This is a genomic window from Starkeya nomas (assembly GCF_902703545.1).
In the GTDB taxonomy this organism is placed as follows: Bacteria; Pseudomonadota; Alphaproteobacteria; order Rhizobiales; family Xanthobacteraceae; genus Ancylobacter; species Ancylobacter moscoviensis.
The window spans coordinates 1,138,054-1,150,717 of the sequence record NZ_CACSAS010000001.1 but is presented as its reverse complement, the minus strand read 5'-3'; the positions used below and the strand labels follow the sequence as shown (position 1 = coordinate 1,150,717).

Annotated in this window: 12 protein-coding genes and 1 pseudogene; 9 read left to right on the top strand and 4 right to left on the bottom strand. The window is 66.3% G+C overall.

Annotation, left to right across the window (positions count from 1 at the left end; genetic code table 11):
- Window positions 1-161 precede the first annotated feature (161 nt).
- The 5 genes and pseudogenes from STARVERO_RS05535 (at window position 162) to STARVERO_RS05515 (ending at window position 3,778) form a co-directional block, all read left to right on the top strand.
- Complete coding sequence (locus tag STARVERO_RS05535; RefSeq protein ID WP_159598165.1) at window positions 162-749, top strand: hypothetical protein; 588 nt, start codon at window positions 162-164, stop codon at window positions 747-749.
- Between the two features lie 316 nt (window positions 750-1,065).
- The gene (locus tag STARVERO_RS05530; RefSeq protein ID WP_159598164.1) at window positions 1,066-1,992 is read left to right on the top strand and encodes an ArdC family protein; all 927 of its coding nucleotides are present in this window, start codon (window positions 1,066-1,068) and stop codon (window positions 1,990-1,992) included.
- Between the two features lie 173 nt (window positions 1,993-2,165).
- Window positions 2,166-2,474: a type II toxin-antitoxin system RelB/DinJ family antitoxin gene (locus STARVERO_RS05525; protein WP_159598163.1), complete on the top strand. Its 309-nt coding sequence runs from the start codon at window positions 2,166-2,168 to the stop codon at window positions 2,472-2,474.
- Window positions 2,471-2,764, top strand: a pseudogene (locus tag STARVERO_RS05520) (type II toxin-antitoxin system RelE/ParE family toxin). Before STARVERO_RS05525 ends, STARVERO_RS05520 begins: the two are co-directional and overlap by 4 nt.
- A gap of 699 nt (window positions 2,765-3,463) precedes the next feature.
- Window positions 3,464-3,778 (top strand): DUF736 domain-containing protein, encoded by a 315-nt coding sequence (locus STARVERO_RS05515; protein ID WP_159598162.1) that lies wholly within the window; start codon window positions 3,464-3,466, stop codon window positions 3,776-3,778.
- Window positions 3,779-3,817: 39 nt separating this feature from the next.
- Here STARVERO_RS05515 and STARVERO_RS05510 read toward each other — a convergent pair whose 3' ends face one another.
- From STARVERO_RS05510 to traC, 4 genes are all read right to left on the bottom strand, one after another.
- Window positions 3,818-4,099: a WGR domain-containing protein gene (locus STARVERO_RS05510; RefSeq protein ID WP_159598161.1), complete on the bottom strand. Its 282-nt coding sequence runs from the start codon at window positions 4,097-4,099 to the stop codon at window positions 3,818-3,820.
- 68 nt (window positions 4,100-4,167) lie between these two features.
- Complete coding sequence (traG, locus tag STARVERO_RS05505) at window positions 4,168-6,072, bottom strand: Ti-type conjugative transfer system protein TraG (protein WP_159598160.1); 1,905 nt, start codon at window positions 6,070-6,072, stop codon at window positions 4,168-4,170.
- Window positions 6,059-6,274, bottom strand: a complete 216-nt coding sequence (traD, locus tag STARVERO_RS05500) for a type IV conjugative transfer system coupling protein TraD (RefSeq protein WP_159598159.1) — start codon at window positions 6,272-6,274, stop codon at window positions 6,059-6,061. The genes traG and traD overlap by 14 nt, the downstream gene beginning before the upstream one ends.
- A 4-nt stretch (window positions 6,275-6,278) precedes the next feature.
- Window positions 6,279-6,575 carry a conjugal transfer protein TraC gene (gene traC, locus STARVERO_RS05495; protein ID WP_159598158.1) on the bottom strand — a complete coding sequence of 99 codons (297 nt, stop codon included), beginning with the start codon at window positions 6,573-6,575 and terminating at the stop codon, window positions 6,279-6,281.
- Between the two features lie 253 nt (window positions 6,576-6,828).
- Between traC and traA the strand changes: the two genes are divergently transcribed.
- The 4 genes from traA to STARVERO_RS05475 are packed head-to-tail and all read left to right on the top strand — an operon-like array spanning window position 6,829 to window position 12,468.
- On the top strand, window positions 6,829-10,137 hold the full coding sequence (gene traA / locus STARVERO_RS05490) for a Ti-type conjugative transfer relaxase TraA (protein ID WP_159598157.1): 3,309 nt from the start codon (window positions 6,829-6,831) through the stop codon (window positions 10,135-10,137).
- Window positions 10,134-10,691 (top strand): conjugative transfer signal peptidase TraF, encoded by a 558-nt coding sequence (gene traF, locus STARVERO_RS05485; protein WP_244616610.1) that lies wholly within the window; start codon window positions 10,134-10,136, stop codon window positions 10,689-10,691. Before traA ends, traF begins: the two co-directional genes overlap by 4 nt.
- The gene (locus STARVERO_RS05480) at window positions 10,639-11,847 is read left to right on the top strand and encodes a conjugal transfer protein TraB (protein ID WP_159598156.1); all 1,209 of its coding nucleotides are present in this window, start codon (window positions 10,639-10,641) and stop codon (window positions 11,845-11,847) included. The genes traF and STARVERO_RS05480 overlap by 53 nt, the downstream gene beginning before the upstream one ends.
- 18 nt (window positions 11,848-11,865) lie before the next feature.
- Window positions 11,866-12,468 (top strand): lysozyme family protein, encoded by a 603-nt coding sequence (locus STARVERO_RS05475; RefSeq protein ID WP_159598155.1) that lies wholly within the window; start codon window positions 11,866-11,868, stop codon window positions 12,466-12,468.
- Window positions 12,469-12,664 lie beyond the last annotated feature (196 nt).

Below are 12,664 nucleotides of genomic sequence, written 5' to 3'. Positions count from 1 at the left end.
CGAGGGCTGACGCCCTGCTGGTCCGCAGACCCTGTCCGCTCGCCTGGCAAGAGCCGGACCATGAACCGCCCGGCGGCCGCCGGTTCCTTTCGACCGCACCCGAGGGGACGCCGGCAAGCGGCGGACAGACCTCGGGATCGCACCTGAGAAAGGAATACATCATGGCCAAGACCGCCCCGTCCTCTCGTCACTCCGCCCGCATTGTTCCGCTCCGCAGGGGCACCACTCTTGAGATGGTCCGCCTCGCCTGCCCCGATGCCACGCAGATGACCCTGATCTCCGAGAGCTTCGGACTTCCGATCCTCGACAGCGACGGCATCCGCGACCAGCATGAGCGCCTGATCGTCGAGACGGCCGATGGGCTGAAGGAAGGGCTCGGTGAGCGGGCGATGCAGATCCACCTGCAGCGCATCGTCGGCGCCTATGTCGGCTCGGCCCATGGTGCCGGGCAGTTCTACAGCCGGGCTGTGACCGAGGCGCGCGATGCCACCGCCAAGGCGGCGAACGACATGCGCGACGAGGATCGCGACGGTCCGGTCGGCTTCGACAGCGGGGCCCAGCGCAAGCGCGAGTTCGCGGCGGACATGGGACTTCAGGCCCATGCTCTGCGGATGGCCGCCGAGGGCGCGGTTGGTGCCTACGAACGGACCGTCGGCGAGGCGTGGAAGCCCTTCGAGCGGCAGGTGGAGAATCCCGGCCACAGCGTCGACCGCAAGGCGGCCGAACTCCAGATGGCGGCTCTCGGCTGAGCCGCCTCGGGCGGGGCGTCAGTCCCGCCCTTTTCGCTTCCTCTCTCTACCTTCTTCTCGGCCGGTCTCGCGATGCGGGGCCGGCCTTTTTGATGTCGCGGCGCGCAGGGAAGGAAAAGGAGGACGAGAGAGTGGTTCGCGCTCGCACCCCATCCCGGCCTGTGGTCCTGCCGGGCCCGGCGGCCTGCGCAACGGCTGCGCCGTCCTCCACTTGCGTTCCGGTCCTGCGGATGCGCAGTCCTCCCGCTCGACCCGGCTTCAGGACCGCCGTGACGGGGTCGCGATCGGCGCGACCTCCGGGACGGAGGTTCAGCATATGGGCAGGAAAGAAGAGAAGCCGCGCGTCGACATCTATGCGCGGATCACCGACAGGATCGTGGCGGATCTGGGAAAGGGTGTGCGGCCCTGGATGCAGCCATGGCGTTCTACGAATGCCATCGGCCGGGTGACGCGGCCGCTGCGCCATAATGGTTTGCCGTATTCCGGCATGAACGTGCTGCTGCTGTGGTCCGAGGCGATGGCACGCGGCTACGTCTCGCCGGTCTGGATGACGTTCAAGCAGGCGATCGAGCTCGGCGGCGCGGTGCGCAAGGGCGAGACCGGCATCATGGTGGTCTTCGCCAGCCGCTTCACCAAGGCCGAGACCGATGGTCATGGCGGCGAGGTCGAGCGGGAAATCCCCTTTCTGAAGGCCTATACCGCGTTCAATGTCGCGCAGATCGACGGGCTGCCGGAGCGTTACCATGCGAAGGCGGAACCGGTCCGCGATCCGATCGAACGGATCGAAGAGGCCGACCGCTTCTTCGCCAACACCGGTGCGGTGATCCAGCATGGCGGCGACCGGGCCTTCTATTCACCCGGCAGTGATCACATCCAGATGCCGCCGTTCCAGACATTCCGGGATGCGGCGAGCTATGTCGCCGTCCTCAGCCATGAGGCCACCCATTGGACATCGGCGTTCCATCGCGTGAACCGCGATCTCAGCCGCTATGGCAAGGACAGGAGTGAACGCGCGCGCGAGGAGCTCATCGCCGAGCTCGGGAGCTGCTTCCTCTGTGCCGATCTCGGCATCGTACCGGAGCTCGAGCCAAGGCCGGACCATGTCAGCTACCTCGATTCCTGGCTTAAGGTGCTGGCCGAGGACAAACGGGCGATCTTCTCGGCGGCCGCGCATGCGCAGCGTGCCGTCGCCTTCCTGCACAGCCTCCAGCCGGCGGTTTCTGAACAGCGCGAGGCCGCCTGATGTTGCACGCTCCGATCATCTCGGGGGAGGGCGGCGAGCCCTCTCCGATCCGGATGGTCGCCATTCTGACGGCCGGTCATTGCGTTCGCCGGCGCATGTAAAGGATGCGTGGTCGGGAGAAGGCTGGCAATCGTCATTCAATCGCATTACATTGACCGACAGAGGAGGTGCCGATGGTCGCAAATGCTCTCGTTCAAACCCGCATCGATGCCGAAATCCGGGATCGCGCGTCCGCCGTGCTCGAAAGCATGGGCCTGACGGTGTCCGATGCCGTGCGCATCCTGCTCACCCGGACCGCCAATGAGGGCGCGCTTCCGCTGGAACTGGTGGCGAACAGCGAGGCGCATGATGCCTGGTTCCGTGCCAAGGTGCTGGAAGCGCTGAACGACACCCGGCCCGATATTACCGACGATGAGGCCGAGGTGCATTTCGCGGCGCGCCGGGCGGCGGCACGGCGCCGTGCGGGTAACGTCCAATCGTGAAGCTCGTTTGGTCCGCCTAGGCGCTCTCGGATCGCGACGGCATATTCTCTCATATCGAGGCGGATAGCCCGTCCGGCGCTGTTTCTATCGACGAGCGGATCGCGAGTGCGGCGCGCCGCCTGTGGGACTTTCCCGAAAGCGGCCGTCTCGGAAGGATCGACGGGACGCGCGAACTGGCGATCGTCGGCAGGACCTATGTCGCGGCCTATGTCGCAACGGACACGACGGTTCGCATCCTTCGCGTCCTGCACGGTGCGCAGCGATGGCCGGAGACCTTGCCCGAGGGTTGACGTTTGCGCGCTTGGAAAGCGCGCCACGCGGATCGGGGTCAGGCCCGGTTGGGCGGCTTCCTGCCTCGCGGCGGCGGCGCCAGGTACGCGTCGGTTCTCGCCACGGGCCTCGACGAGGAGGTGTCGGTTCGGATGTCGGCTGACGGGCACCATCCGCGCGAGCGTCGTGGGAGAAGGCGCCGCCGCGATTGGCGTGCTGTCCGGCGCAGGCGTCCATTCTCATGTGGCCGTGACGATGGTTCGTGGTGCGTCGGCCTGGCGGGATGTTCGTCAGAACCTGCCGGCCCTCGAATTCGGTGGGGTGTCGCGACCTGATCGATCTTCCGCGCGGTGGCGAGGATGAGAGCGCTGGGGTGCTGGTTGAGCCACGGCGCGTCCTTTCTCTCTTGTCCCGGCTGACCCTCCTGCGGGCTCGATGGGGCACGTCTGACCGGAGACCGGCTTCGCCTCGATCGTCTTCCCGCAACGGCATCAGGCGATTTTCTGACCCCTGGCGGACCTTGCGGGCGCCGCCATTCCTCGCCCACTAACAAAATCGTCCGTTGCCGCCCTCCACTTCGTTCCAGCCCCAAAAGGACCACCCCATCGCGCAGGCGCGCCGGGGACCCCGGTGGGTGCGGTCCGATCGTCCCCGGTCTTGTCGACAGCCATCGAGGCCGCGGCGGGCGCGGCCCGAGAACTTGGAAAAGGACGAGCACCATGGCGACCATCGGCACCTTCACCTCCACCTCGAACGGCTTCACCGGCTCGATCAAGACTCTCACCCTCAACGTCAAGGCCCGCTTCGAGCGGATCGAGAACCCCTCCGACAAGGGCCCGCACTTCCGCATCTTCGCGAGCGGCTCGGTTGAGATGGGTGCGGCGTGGCAGAAGCACTCCGAGCAGAGCGGCCGCGACTACCTCTCGGTCAAGCTGGACGACCCGAGCTTCCCAGCTCCGATTTACGCCACCCTGGTCGAGGTCGAAGGCGAGGACGGCCTCTCTCTGATCTGGTCCCGCCCCAACCGGGACTGACCACCAAGGCGGCCCCGCCGACGCGGCGGGGCCAGCCTCTTACCCCTCAGGAGCTGAGCTGCCGGACGAGATCGGTTTTCCCTTCGGCCGATAGCCGCGATTGCGCCTCTGCCGCAGCAGGTCGAGGAAGAGCTGTACGGCTTCGTCTTCCCGGTCGAAGGAGTGCTGCATGGTCTGCCCATGTGCGCCGATACGTCCCCAGCGCCGGATGAGGCAGGCCTGTCCGAACAGGGTCTGTTCAATCGACATGGCGTAGAACCGAGCCATGTTCCTGGAGGCATCCCGGCGTTCGACATAGAGCTGATAGGGCTGGGCGAGCATGACGCCAGAATCCCATCGACGGGATTCAGCGTCCAATGACACTTATGAATCGGTCCGGCGTCATCGATTCATTTCCGTGAAGGGATCGCGTGAGGCTCTTTCTCCGGCTGGAACCTGTTCGCCCTCACGCAGGCCTTCATGTCGCCCCGCCGGAACCAGATGGCGCGGCCGCAGCGTAGCGGCGCGTTGCCGGCGGTGAAGACGATCTGCTCGTCGGCGCGCATGCGCAGCACCTCATGCGGCTGGATCAGCGGGCGAGACGCGAGCTGCTTCGATCGGGTGCGCGAGGAGCCGGAGGATTGCGACGAGCGGCTGACCTGGTCGATCTCGACCGTGGTCGCGCCGCAGCGGCGGGAGATGTAGTCGGCGGTTTCGGGATCGTTGACGGCGGCGAAGCTGATCCAGCTCGCCGACTCGAACCATTTGCTTGCGGCGTCCCGGCCACCCCAGGTCTCGCGCATCTGGCCGATGGACTGGAACAGCAGGATGAGGGTGATGCCGTATTTGCGGCCGGCGTCGCGGGCGGTCTCGAGGATCCGCATGAAGCCGAGCCGCGCGACCTCGTCGAGCAGGAGCAGCGCCCTCCCCGTCATCTCGCCGTTCCGGTTGTAGATCGCGTTCATGAAGGCGCCGATGATGACGCGGGCGAGGCCGGCATGGGTCTCCAGCGTCTTCAGGTCGAGATTGATGAAGACGTCCGTCTCGCCCCCGGCGAGATCATCGGTGACGAAGGAGCTACCGGATACGAGCGCGGCATAGTTCGGGTAGCTCAGCCAATGGGTTTCCTTGACGGCGTTGGCATAGACGCCCGAGAAGGTCTCCGGCGTCATGTTGACGAAGACGGCGACGTTCTCCCTAACGAATGGCGATTGCGAGCCGTCATAGATCTCCTGCAAACGCGATCGCAGCTTCGGTTCCGGCTCGGACAGATTGGCGCGCACCTGGCGCAGGGTCTGTTCCGCCTCGCTCGTATGCCCCGACAGGCAGACATCGGCGATGAGCGCGGTGAGGAGCTGCAAGGCCGAGGCGCGGAAGAAGTCGTCGCGCACACCGCGCGCCCCGCCGCTGTCGCTCATGATCCAGGAAGCGACGGCTGCGATGTCCTCTTCCTTGGTGCCGCCGAAGCGGCCGATCCAGTCGAGCGCGTTGAAGCCGGTCGCCGGCTGCTTCGGATCGAGCACATGGACGGTGCGCCCGGCTGCGCGGCGATGATCGGTCACCATCGGCGCGACCTCATTCGAGGGGTCGAGCACGACGAGCGCGCCGCCCCATTTGAGCGCGGTGGGGATGGTCACCGAGGTCGTCTTGTAGCCGCCGGAACCCGCGAAGACGATGCCGTGCGACGAGCCGAAAGAGGCGTCGAAGCAGAGCAGCGGCGAGCGTCCGCCCGCTCCCCAGCTCTGCCGGTCCAGCGTGCGAAACGCCGCCGTGCTGTCTTTGTCGACACGGTAGCGCTCGCCGACGACAATGCCGCCGGTGTCGGGAAAGAGTTTGCCGGCCTCGGTCATCGTCATCCAGTCGGCATCGCCGTGCAGGGCGCGCTTGCCATGCACGCGCTTCGGCGCCGATGCGGCGAAGGCGGTATTGCCTTTCACCGCGACGCGCAGGGCGAAGCACCCGACGATCAGAGTGGCACCCGCGCCGATCAGGTAGGCCGGATCGACCTGAGTGAGCGCTGGCGACCGCGACGTCGCGCGCAGCACGGCGATGATGATCGCCGCCGCGCATCCCGCGATGACACCCCATCCGGCCGTGCGGATGTTGACGGCGCCGGCTGCGGCGAACAGGAAGATCACGCCGATCGCGGCTGCGGCGAGGAATGGCAGCGCGAGTCCGGCGCGGCCGAACATCATTCGTTGCGTCTCCGTTTTGCCGAGGCCGGCGGCCGCTTGCTCGAAGCCCGACAGGCCGATGAGCACGCCGATCATCAACGCGATCGGCGCGAGGGCGAGCAGGAGTCTATTCGCCATCATTGCCGAAGGCCTTCGCGCCGACGGCGGCGAGGCGCATACGCTCGGCGTCGTCGGCCTTCAGCCTCTGGCTGAGTTCGATCAGCGCGCCGAGCAGGACGGCGCGCTTCTCGTAGCGCAGTCCGGCCTTCGCGATCAGGCCGCCGAGCTCGATCTTCTCGCGCGTGTCTTGTCTGCGGGCTTCGGTGGATGAGGCCTGACGCATGCGCTCACACCTCGCCAGCGTCATCCGCAGCCGCGCCAGCCGCGACCTTCGTGGCCGAGGCCGTGGGCTCCTCCACGGCGCCGCCATCTCTTTTTCCGGTCGCCGCTCCACCCTTCGCGCGAAACCGCCCGGCGATTTCCTCGAACTCCGCCTGCAACTCGCCTTCGTCTATCTCGATCTCGCCAAGGCCTGCCTTCAGGGCGACACGCCCGATCCGCTCGGCCTCGCGCGTTTCGGCGAGCTTGAGCTGGGCCTGGAGCTGTATGATTTCCTCGCGGATCTTCGACGATGGCTTCTTCATTCCGGTGGGACCTCCTGTTGCGCCCGGTGCGGATCGCATCGTGCAAGGGTCTTCCGGATGCCCTGTGATCGAAAGGTGCAGATTTGCACGTCGGCGCAGCCGACACTTTGGCGGATCATCCCGGCCGTTCCGAAGGAATGGTCCAAGGGCGCAGTAATACGTCGCTATCGCGACGCCCTGCTTCAGCCCCGGCAACGGCCGCCGTTCCCGACGAACACGCCTGTCTTGTCGTCATTCGGGAGCCCGCGCCGCCTTGGCCATCACGCATTTCACGCCCCAGCTCATCTCGCGCGGCTCCGGCCGCAGTGCGGTGCTGTCGGCAGCGTACCGGCATTGCGCCCGGATGGAGCACGAGGCCGAAGGGCGGATTGTCGACTATTCCGCCAAGCGCGGACTGCGGCATGAGGAATTCCTGCTGCCGGTCGACGCGCCGGAATGGGCGCGGGCGCTGATCGCCGATCGCTCGGTCGCGGGGGCGGCCGAGGCGTTCTGGAATGCGGTCGAGGCCTTCGAGAAGCGCTCCGATGCGCAGCTTGCGAGGGAGTTCATCATCGCGCTGCCGGTCGAGCTGTCCGTGGACCAGAACATCGCCCTGGTGCGGGAGTTCGTCGAGACGCAGCTGCTCGCCCGCGGGCAGGTCGCGGACTGGGTTTTCCACGACGAACCGGGCAATCCGCATATCCACCTGATGGCCACCTTACGACCTCTTGTCGATGGCGGGTTTGGGCCGAAGAAGGTGCCGGTGATCGGCGATGACGGTGCGCCGATGCGCAATGATACCGGCAAGATCGTCTATCGGCTCTGGTCCGGTGAGAAGACCGAGTTCCTCGAGCAGCGCGAGGGCTGGCTCGATCTCCAGAACAAGCATCTGGCGCTTGCCGGCCTCGACATCCGCGTCGACGGCCGCTCCTACGCCGAGCGCGGCATCGACCTCGTGCCGACCGCCCATGTCGGCGTGGCGGCGAAGGCGATCGACCGGAAGGAAGCGGCGGCGGGATGGTCGCCCCGGCTGGAACGTGTTGCGCTCCATGAGGAGAGACGGGCGGAGAACCGCGAGCGCATCCTGCGCCGGCCGGAGATCGTGCTCGACCTCGTCACGCGCGAGATGAGCGTCTTCACCGAGCGCGACATCGCCAAGGTGCTGCATCGCTATGTCGACGATGCCGGCATGTTCCAGCAGCTCCTCGCGCGGATCATGCAGGATCCCGAAGTGCTCCGTCTGGAAGGCGAGCGCATCGGTTTCGCGAGCGGCATCCGTGAGCCCGCCAAGTACACGACGCGTGAGCTGATCACGCTCGAAGCCGAGATGGCCCATCGCGCGATCTGGCTTGCCGCGCGGTCCTCGCATGGTGTTCGCGAGACCGTGCTCGAGACGGTGTTCCAGCGTCATGCCCGGCTCTCGGAAGAGCAGCGCGTGGCGATCACCCATGTCGTCGGTGACGGCGGGCTGGCCGCTGTCGTCGGCCGCGCCGGTGCCGGCAAGACCACGATGATGAAGGCCGCGCGGGAAGTCTGGGAGGCGTCCGGCTATCGCGTCGTCGGCGCCGCGCTCGCCGGTAAGGCGGCGGAGGGCCTCGAGAAGGAGGCGGGTATCGCCTCGCGCACGCTGGCCTCCTGGGAGCTCGCCTGGTCGAAGGGGCGCGAGACAATCGATGACAGGACCGTGTTCGTGCTCGACGAAGCCGGCATGGTCTCGTCCCGGCAGATGGCGCTGTTCGTCGAGACGGTGGTGAAGGCCGGCGCCAAGCTGGTCCTCGTCGGCGATCCCGATCAGCTCCAGCCGATCGAGGCGGGTGCCGCGTTTCGCGCCATCGTCGAGCGCACCGGCTATGCCGAGCTCGAGACCATTTATCGCCAGCGTGAACAATGGATGCGCGACGCCTCGCTCGATCTCGCGCGCGGCAATGTCGCCGCGGCGCTGAAGGGCTATGAGGCGAACGGCAAGCTCCAGCCCCGAAAGCTCAAGTCCGACGCCGTCGCGGCGCTGATCGAGGACTGGAACCGCGATTATGATCCGGCGAAGTCGACGCTGATCCTCGCCCATCTCCGGCGTGACGTGCGTGTGCTCAACGACATGGCGCGGCGCAAGCTGATCGAGCGCGGCCTCATTGAGGAAGGCCATGCCTTCCGCACCGAGGATGGTCCCCGCCGTTTCGCGGCCGGCGACCAGATCGTGTTCCTGAAGAATGACGCGGCGCTCGGCGTGAAGAACGGCATGATCGCCCATGTCGTCGAGGCACGGCAGGGCGGGTTCAAAGCCATGATCGGCGAGGGCGAACAGCGTCGCTATGTCGATGTCGACCAGCGTTTCTATGCCTATGTCGACCATGGCTATGCGACCACAATCCACAAAAGCCAGGGCGCGACCGTCGATCGCGTCAAGGTGCTCGCCACGCTCTCGCTTGATCGTCACCTGTCCTACGTGGCGCTGACCCGCCATCGCGAGGATGTCGGCCTCTATTACGGGGCGCTGTCCTTCCGGAAGGCCGGCGGCCTGACGAAGATCCTGTCGCAACATCGGGGCAAGGAAACCACGCTCGACTATGAGCGCGCATCCGCCTATCGCGCCGCCCTGCGCTTCACTGAGGTGCGCGGCCTGCATCTCGTCCGCGTCGCCCGCACGCTCGTCGCCGACCAGCTCCGATGGACCATCCGGCAGAAGCAAAAACTCGCCGAACTCGGTGAGCGGTTCGCGGCCCTCGGCGCGAAGCTTGGGTTTGGTTCGCCCTCGAAACAGACCGTTCCGGAAACGCGGAAGGAGGTTAGGCCGATGGTCGCCGGCATCACCGCATTCCCCAAATCTGTCGACCAGGCGGTCGAGAACAGGCTCGCCGCCGATCCCGGGCTATCGAGGCAATGGGAGGAGGTGTCGACCCGCTTCCGCTTCGTCTTCGCCGAGCCGGAGGCGGCGTTCCGCAAGGTCGACGTCGACGGCATGATCAGGAACGCCGACACCGCCAGATCCACCCTGTCGACGATCGCTGCGAAGCCCGAGAGCTTCGGGGTGCTGAAGGGCAAGACCGGCCTTCTCGCCGGCCGCGCCAACAGGGACGACCGCGAACGCGCTGCGCTGAACGTGCCAGCGCTCGCGCGGGACCTGGAGCGTTATCTGCGGCTGCGCGTAGAGGCCGAACGCAAGCACGAGGCCGAGGAACGCGCGGCTCGCGTGAAAGTCGCCGTCGACATTCCGGCGCTGTCATCGATGGCCAGGCAGACTCTCGAAAAGGTCCGCGACGCACTCGACCGAAACGATCTTCCGGCGGCACTCGCCTTCTCCCTCGAGGACAAGATGGTGAAGGCAGAGCTCGAGGGGTTCGCCCGGGCCGTCAATGAGCGGTTCGGCGAGCGGTCCATGCTTGCCAACAGCGCGAAGACACCGGACGGACCCACCTTCGAGAAACTCGCGGCCGGCATGAATGCCGGCCAACGCGATGAGCTGAAATCGGCCTGGCCGACGATGCGCACGGCGCAGCAGCTTGCCGCCCAGCAGCGCACCGCGGAAGGGTTGAAACAGACCGAGGCGATGCGCCAGGGGCAGTGGCAGGGATTGTCGCTCAAATGACTGCGGGCACGGCGGCCGGAGCCGAAATGGCGATCGGAGGGAAAGTAGGTGCAGCGCGTCGGCGTGCGCTCGCGATCCTGGTCGGCGGCGTGGTCGTGATGGCGGCGATCGCCGTTCTGGGCTGCCTCGGCGGATGGCGCATCAACCTCACGCCGAGCGAGCCGATCGGGCTGTGGCGCATCGTGCCGCTCGATCGTCCTATCGCGGTCGGGGATCTTGTCTTCATCTGTCCACCACCGGGGTCGGTCTCGGCCTTCGGCCTTGAGCGCGGCTACTTCCGCTGGGGATCGTGCCCCGGCGGTGCGGCCCCGCTCATCAAGACCGTCGCGGCGTTTGCCGGTAGCCGCATCAAGGTCGGCGCCAGCATCGTGATCGGTGGTTCTGCCCTGCCCCGCTCCGAACTGATCGCTCGCGATGGCGCCGGACGTCCGCTCACCCCCTGGACCGGCGGCATCGTTCCCGCCGGCCAGATCTTCGTTCACTCTCCCTTCGCAGGTTCTTATGACGCCGGCCTTCTCGGCCTGGCGCGGCCGATCTTCACCCTCCATCCCTGATCGCTGGCGCCCTGCGCTGCTCGTCACCGCGGCCGTCGCCATCGGCTGGGTGGGCTGGAGCGGCCATGCGCTCACCCTTCCGCTCGCCATGCTGTTCCCGGCACTCTGGGCGTGGGCGCCGAACCGCGTCACGGCGGCGGCGGTGTCGATGGGGTATTTCCTCGCAGCGTCACGCGGCCTGCCACAGGGTGTCGCTGCCTTCTACGCTGCTGATATCTGGCCCGGACTGGGGCTATGGATCGGCGCGTCGTGCCTCTTTGTCGGGGTGCACGCTGCGCTGTGGTTGAGACAACCGGGATGGACGCGCGCGCTGCGTTATCTGGTGGCTGCTGTCCTGATGGCGTTTCCGCCGTTTGGGATCACGGGGTGGGCGCATCCCGTGACGGCTGCCGGTGTTCTCTTCCCCGGTTGGGGCTGGTGGGGGCTCACGGCTGCCGTCGCGGTGTTGCTTGTCATGACGACGCGCGCCTGGTCGGTCATGATGATCGTCCTCGCGGGGCTATGGCTATGGTCGGCGGCGAACCCGGCCCAACCGGCGCTGCCCGCAGGATGGAGGGGCCTTGACCTCTCTCTCGGTCGGAGCCTCGGCCGCGAGCATTCTCTTGCCTATCAGGACGCGCTCGCCGCCCTGGTCCGCGAGCAGGCCATCAACAGTGCCCGCGTTGTGATCTTGCCGGAAAGTGCGCTCGGCTTCTGGACCCCGACCCTCGAAGGTTTCTGGATCAACGCGTTGCGTTGCTCGAACGTCACACTCCTCGCCGGCGCCGCGGTGCTTGAACGGCAAGGCTACGACAACGTGATGGTGGCGATTTCTGCCGGTAAGGCGAGTGTCCTCTACCGCGAACGAATGCCGGTACCCGTGTCCATGTGGCAGCCTTGGGCGACATGGACCGGAACGGGTGGCGGCGCCCGCGCCTACTTCTTTGCGAACCCGGTGGTGAAACTTGCGGGCATCCGGGTCGCGCCGCTCATCTGCTACGAACAGCTCATTGTCTGGCCCATTCTTCAGTCGATGTGGTTTGGCGCGGAGACGATCGTCGCGACTGGTAATGGCTGGTGGACCCAAGGCTCCTCGATCATCGACATCCAGAAGACGAACGTGACCGTGTGGGCACGGCTGTTCGCGGTTCCATTGGCGATGTCGTTCAACACCTGAACCAACGGAGAGACGGGAATGGTGGATGCCGCCCTTATCCAGCAATGCGCTGACCCCAACCTGAAACCGGCGATCGTCGAGAAGTTCATCGAGCAGGTGGGAATGCGGGATCCTCTTGCCGTGACGGTCCGCGCGGGCGATCTGGTTGTACTGGTACCGAAGCCGGGCTCGCCCGCCGAAGCGCTTGCTCTGATCCGCGAGCACGTTGGCCGCTACGTCGTGCGCGTCGGCGTTACCCAGTTCCCCGCAGGCCTTGGGGTGCAGGATGTTGCGGAACTCACTTCCGACCTAGTTGATCCGTGCGCGAACATCCGCATGGGCAGCGCGCTGTTCCGAAAGGTCTATGCCATGGTCGTCAGGTGGTACGGTCGGGAGACGGACGAGGCGCTCGAGGATGCTATCCTCGCGTGGAAAAGCGGGTACTTCGAGGGTGATTTCGTGTTCACGGCAACGGAACTGCCGCCCGATGGCTCGATGCCGCACACGCCACCCGAAACCACGGCTGAGGAAGCCGACAGGGAGGGCAGCCCATCGGAGCCTCCGGCCGGAGATCCCAACGGCGCTGATATCCGCATCGATCTGTCCAGGATCGGCGTGAAGCCGTCCATGGATCGGAAATAGAAGACCATTCCGGGGCGCCGTGCGATTTCGCAAGGAGGTTTCTTGATCGCCCGACAAGTGAGTGCAAAAATTTGCAGTGCGCTATCCGTGGCGACTAGGTCGGAACAGCGATGTTCGCGGTGCTGAATGGATCACATCGTGAGCAGACAGGGGCGGCTGCAGCGACCGAGGTCTCCCGTCAGTGGAGGAGGTGCTG

Coding starts and splice junctions, on each gene's coding strand:
- traC (WP_159598158.1), bottom strand. CDS start 6,575: ATGAAGAAGCCATCGTCGAAGATCCGCGAGGAAATCATACAGCTCCAG.
- STARVERO_RS05475 (WP_159598155.1), top strand. CDS start 11,866: ATGGTGGATGCCGCCCTTATCCAGCAATGCGCTGACCCCAACCTGAAA.
- STARVERO_RS05480 (WP_159598156.1), top strand. CDS start 10,639: ATGACGCCGGCCTTCTCGGCCTGGCGCGGCCGATCTTCACCCTCCATC.
- STARVERO_RS05530 (WP_159598164.1), top strand. CDS start 1,066: ATGGGCAGGAAAGAAGAGAAGCCGCGCGTCGACATCTATGCGCGGATC.
- traG (WP_159598160.1), bottom strand. CDS start 6,072: ATGATGGCGAATAGACTCCTGCTCGCCCTCGCGCCGATCGCGTTGATG.
- STARVERO_RS05535 (WP_159598165.1), top strand. CDS start 162: ATGGCCAAGACCGCCCCGTCCTCTCGTCACTCCGCCCGCATTGTTCCG.
- STARVERO_RS05515 (WP_159598162.1), top strand. CDS start 3,464: ATGGCGACCATCGGCACCTTCACCTCCACCTCGAACGGCTTCACCGGC.
- STARVERO_RS05525 (WP_159598163.1), top strand. CDS start 2,166: ATGGTCGCAAATGCTCTCGTTCAAACCCGCATCGATGCCGAAATCCGG.
- traD (WP_159598159.1), bottom strand. CDS start 6,274: ATGCGTCAGGCCTCATCCACCGAAGCCCGCAGACAAGACACGCGCGAG.
- STARVERO_RS05510 (WP_159598161.1), bottom strand. CDS start 4,099: ATGCTCGCCCAGCCCTATCAGCTCTATGTCGAACGCCGGGATGCCTCC.
- traF (WP_244616610.1), top strand. CDS start 10,134: ATGACTGCGGGCACGGCGGCCGGAGCCGAAATGGCGATCGGAGGGAAA.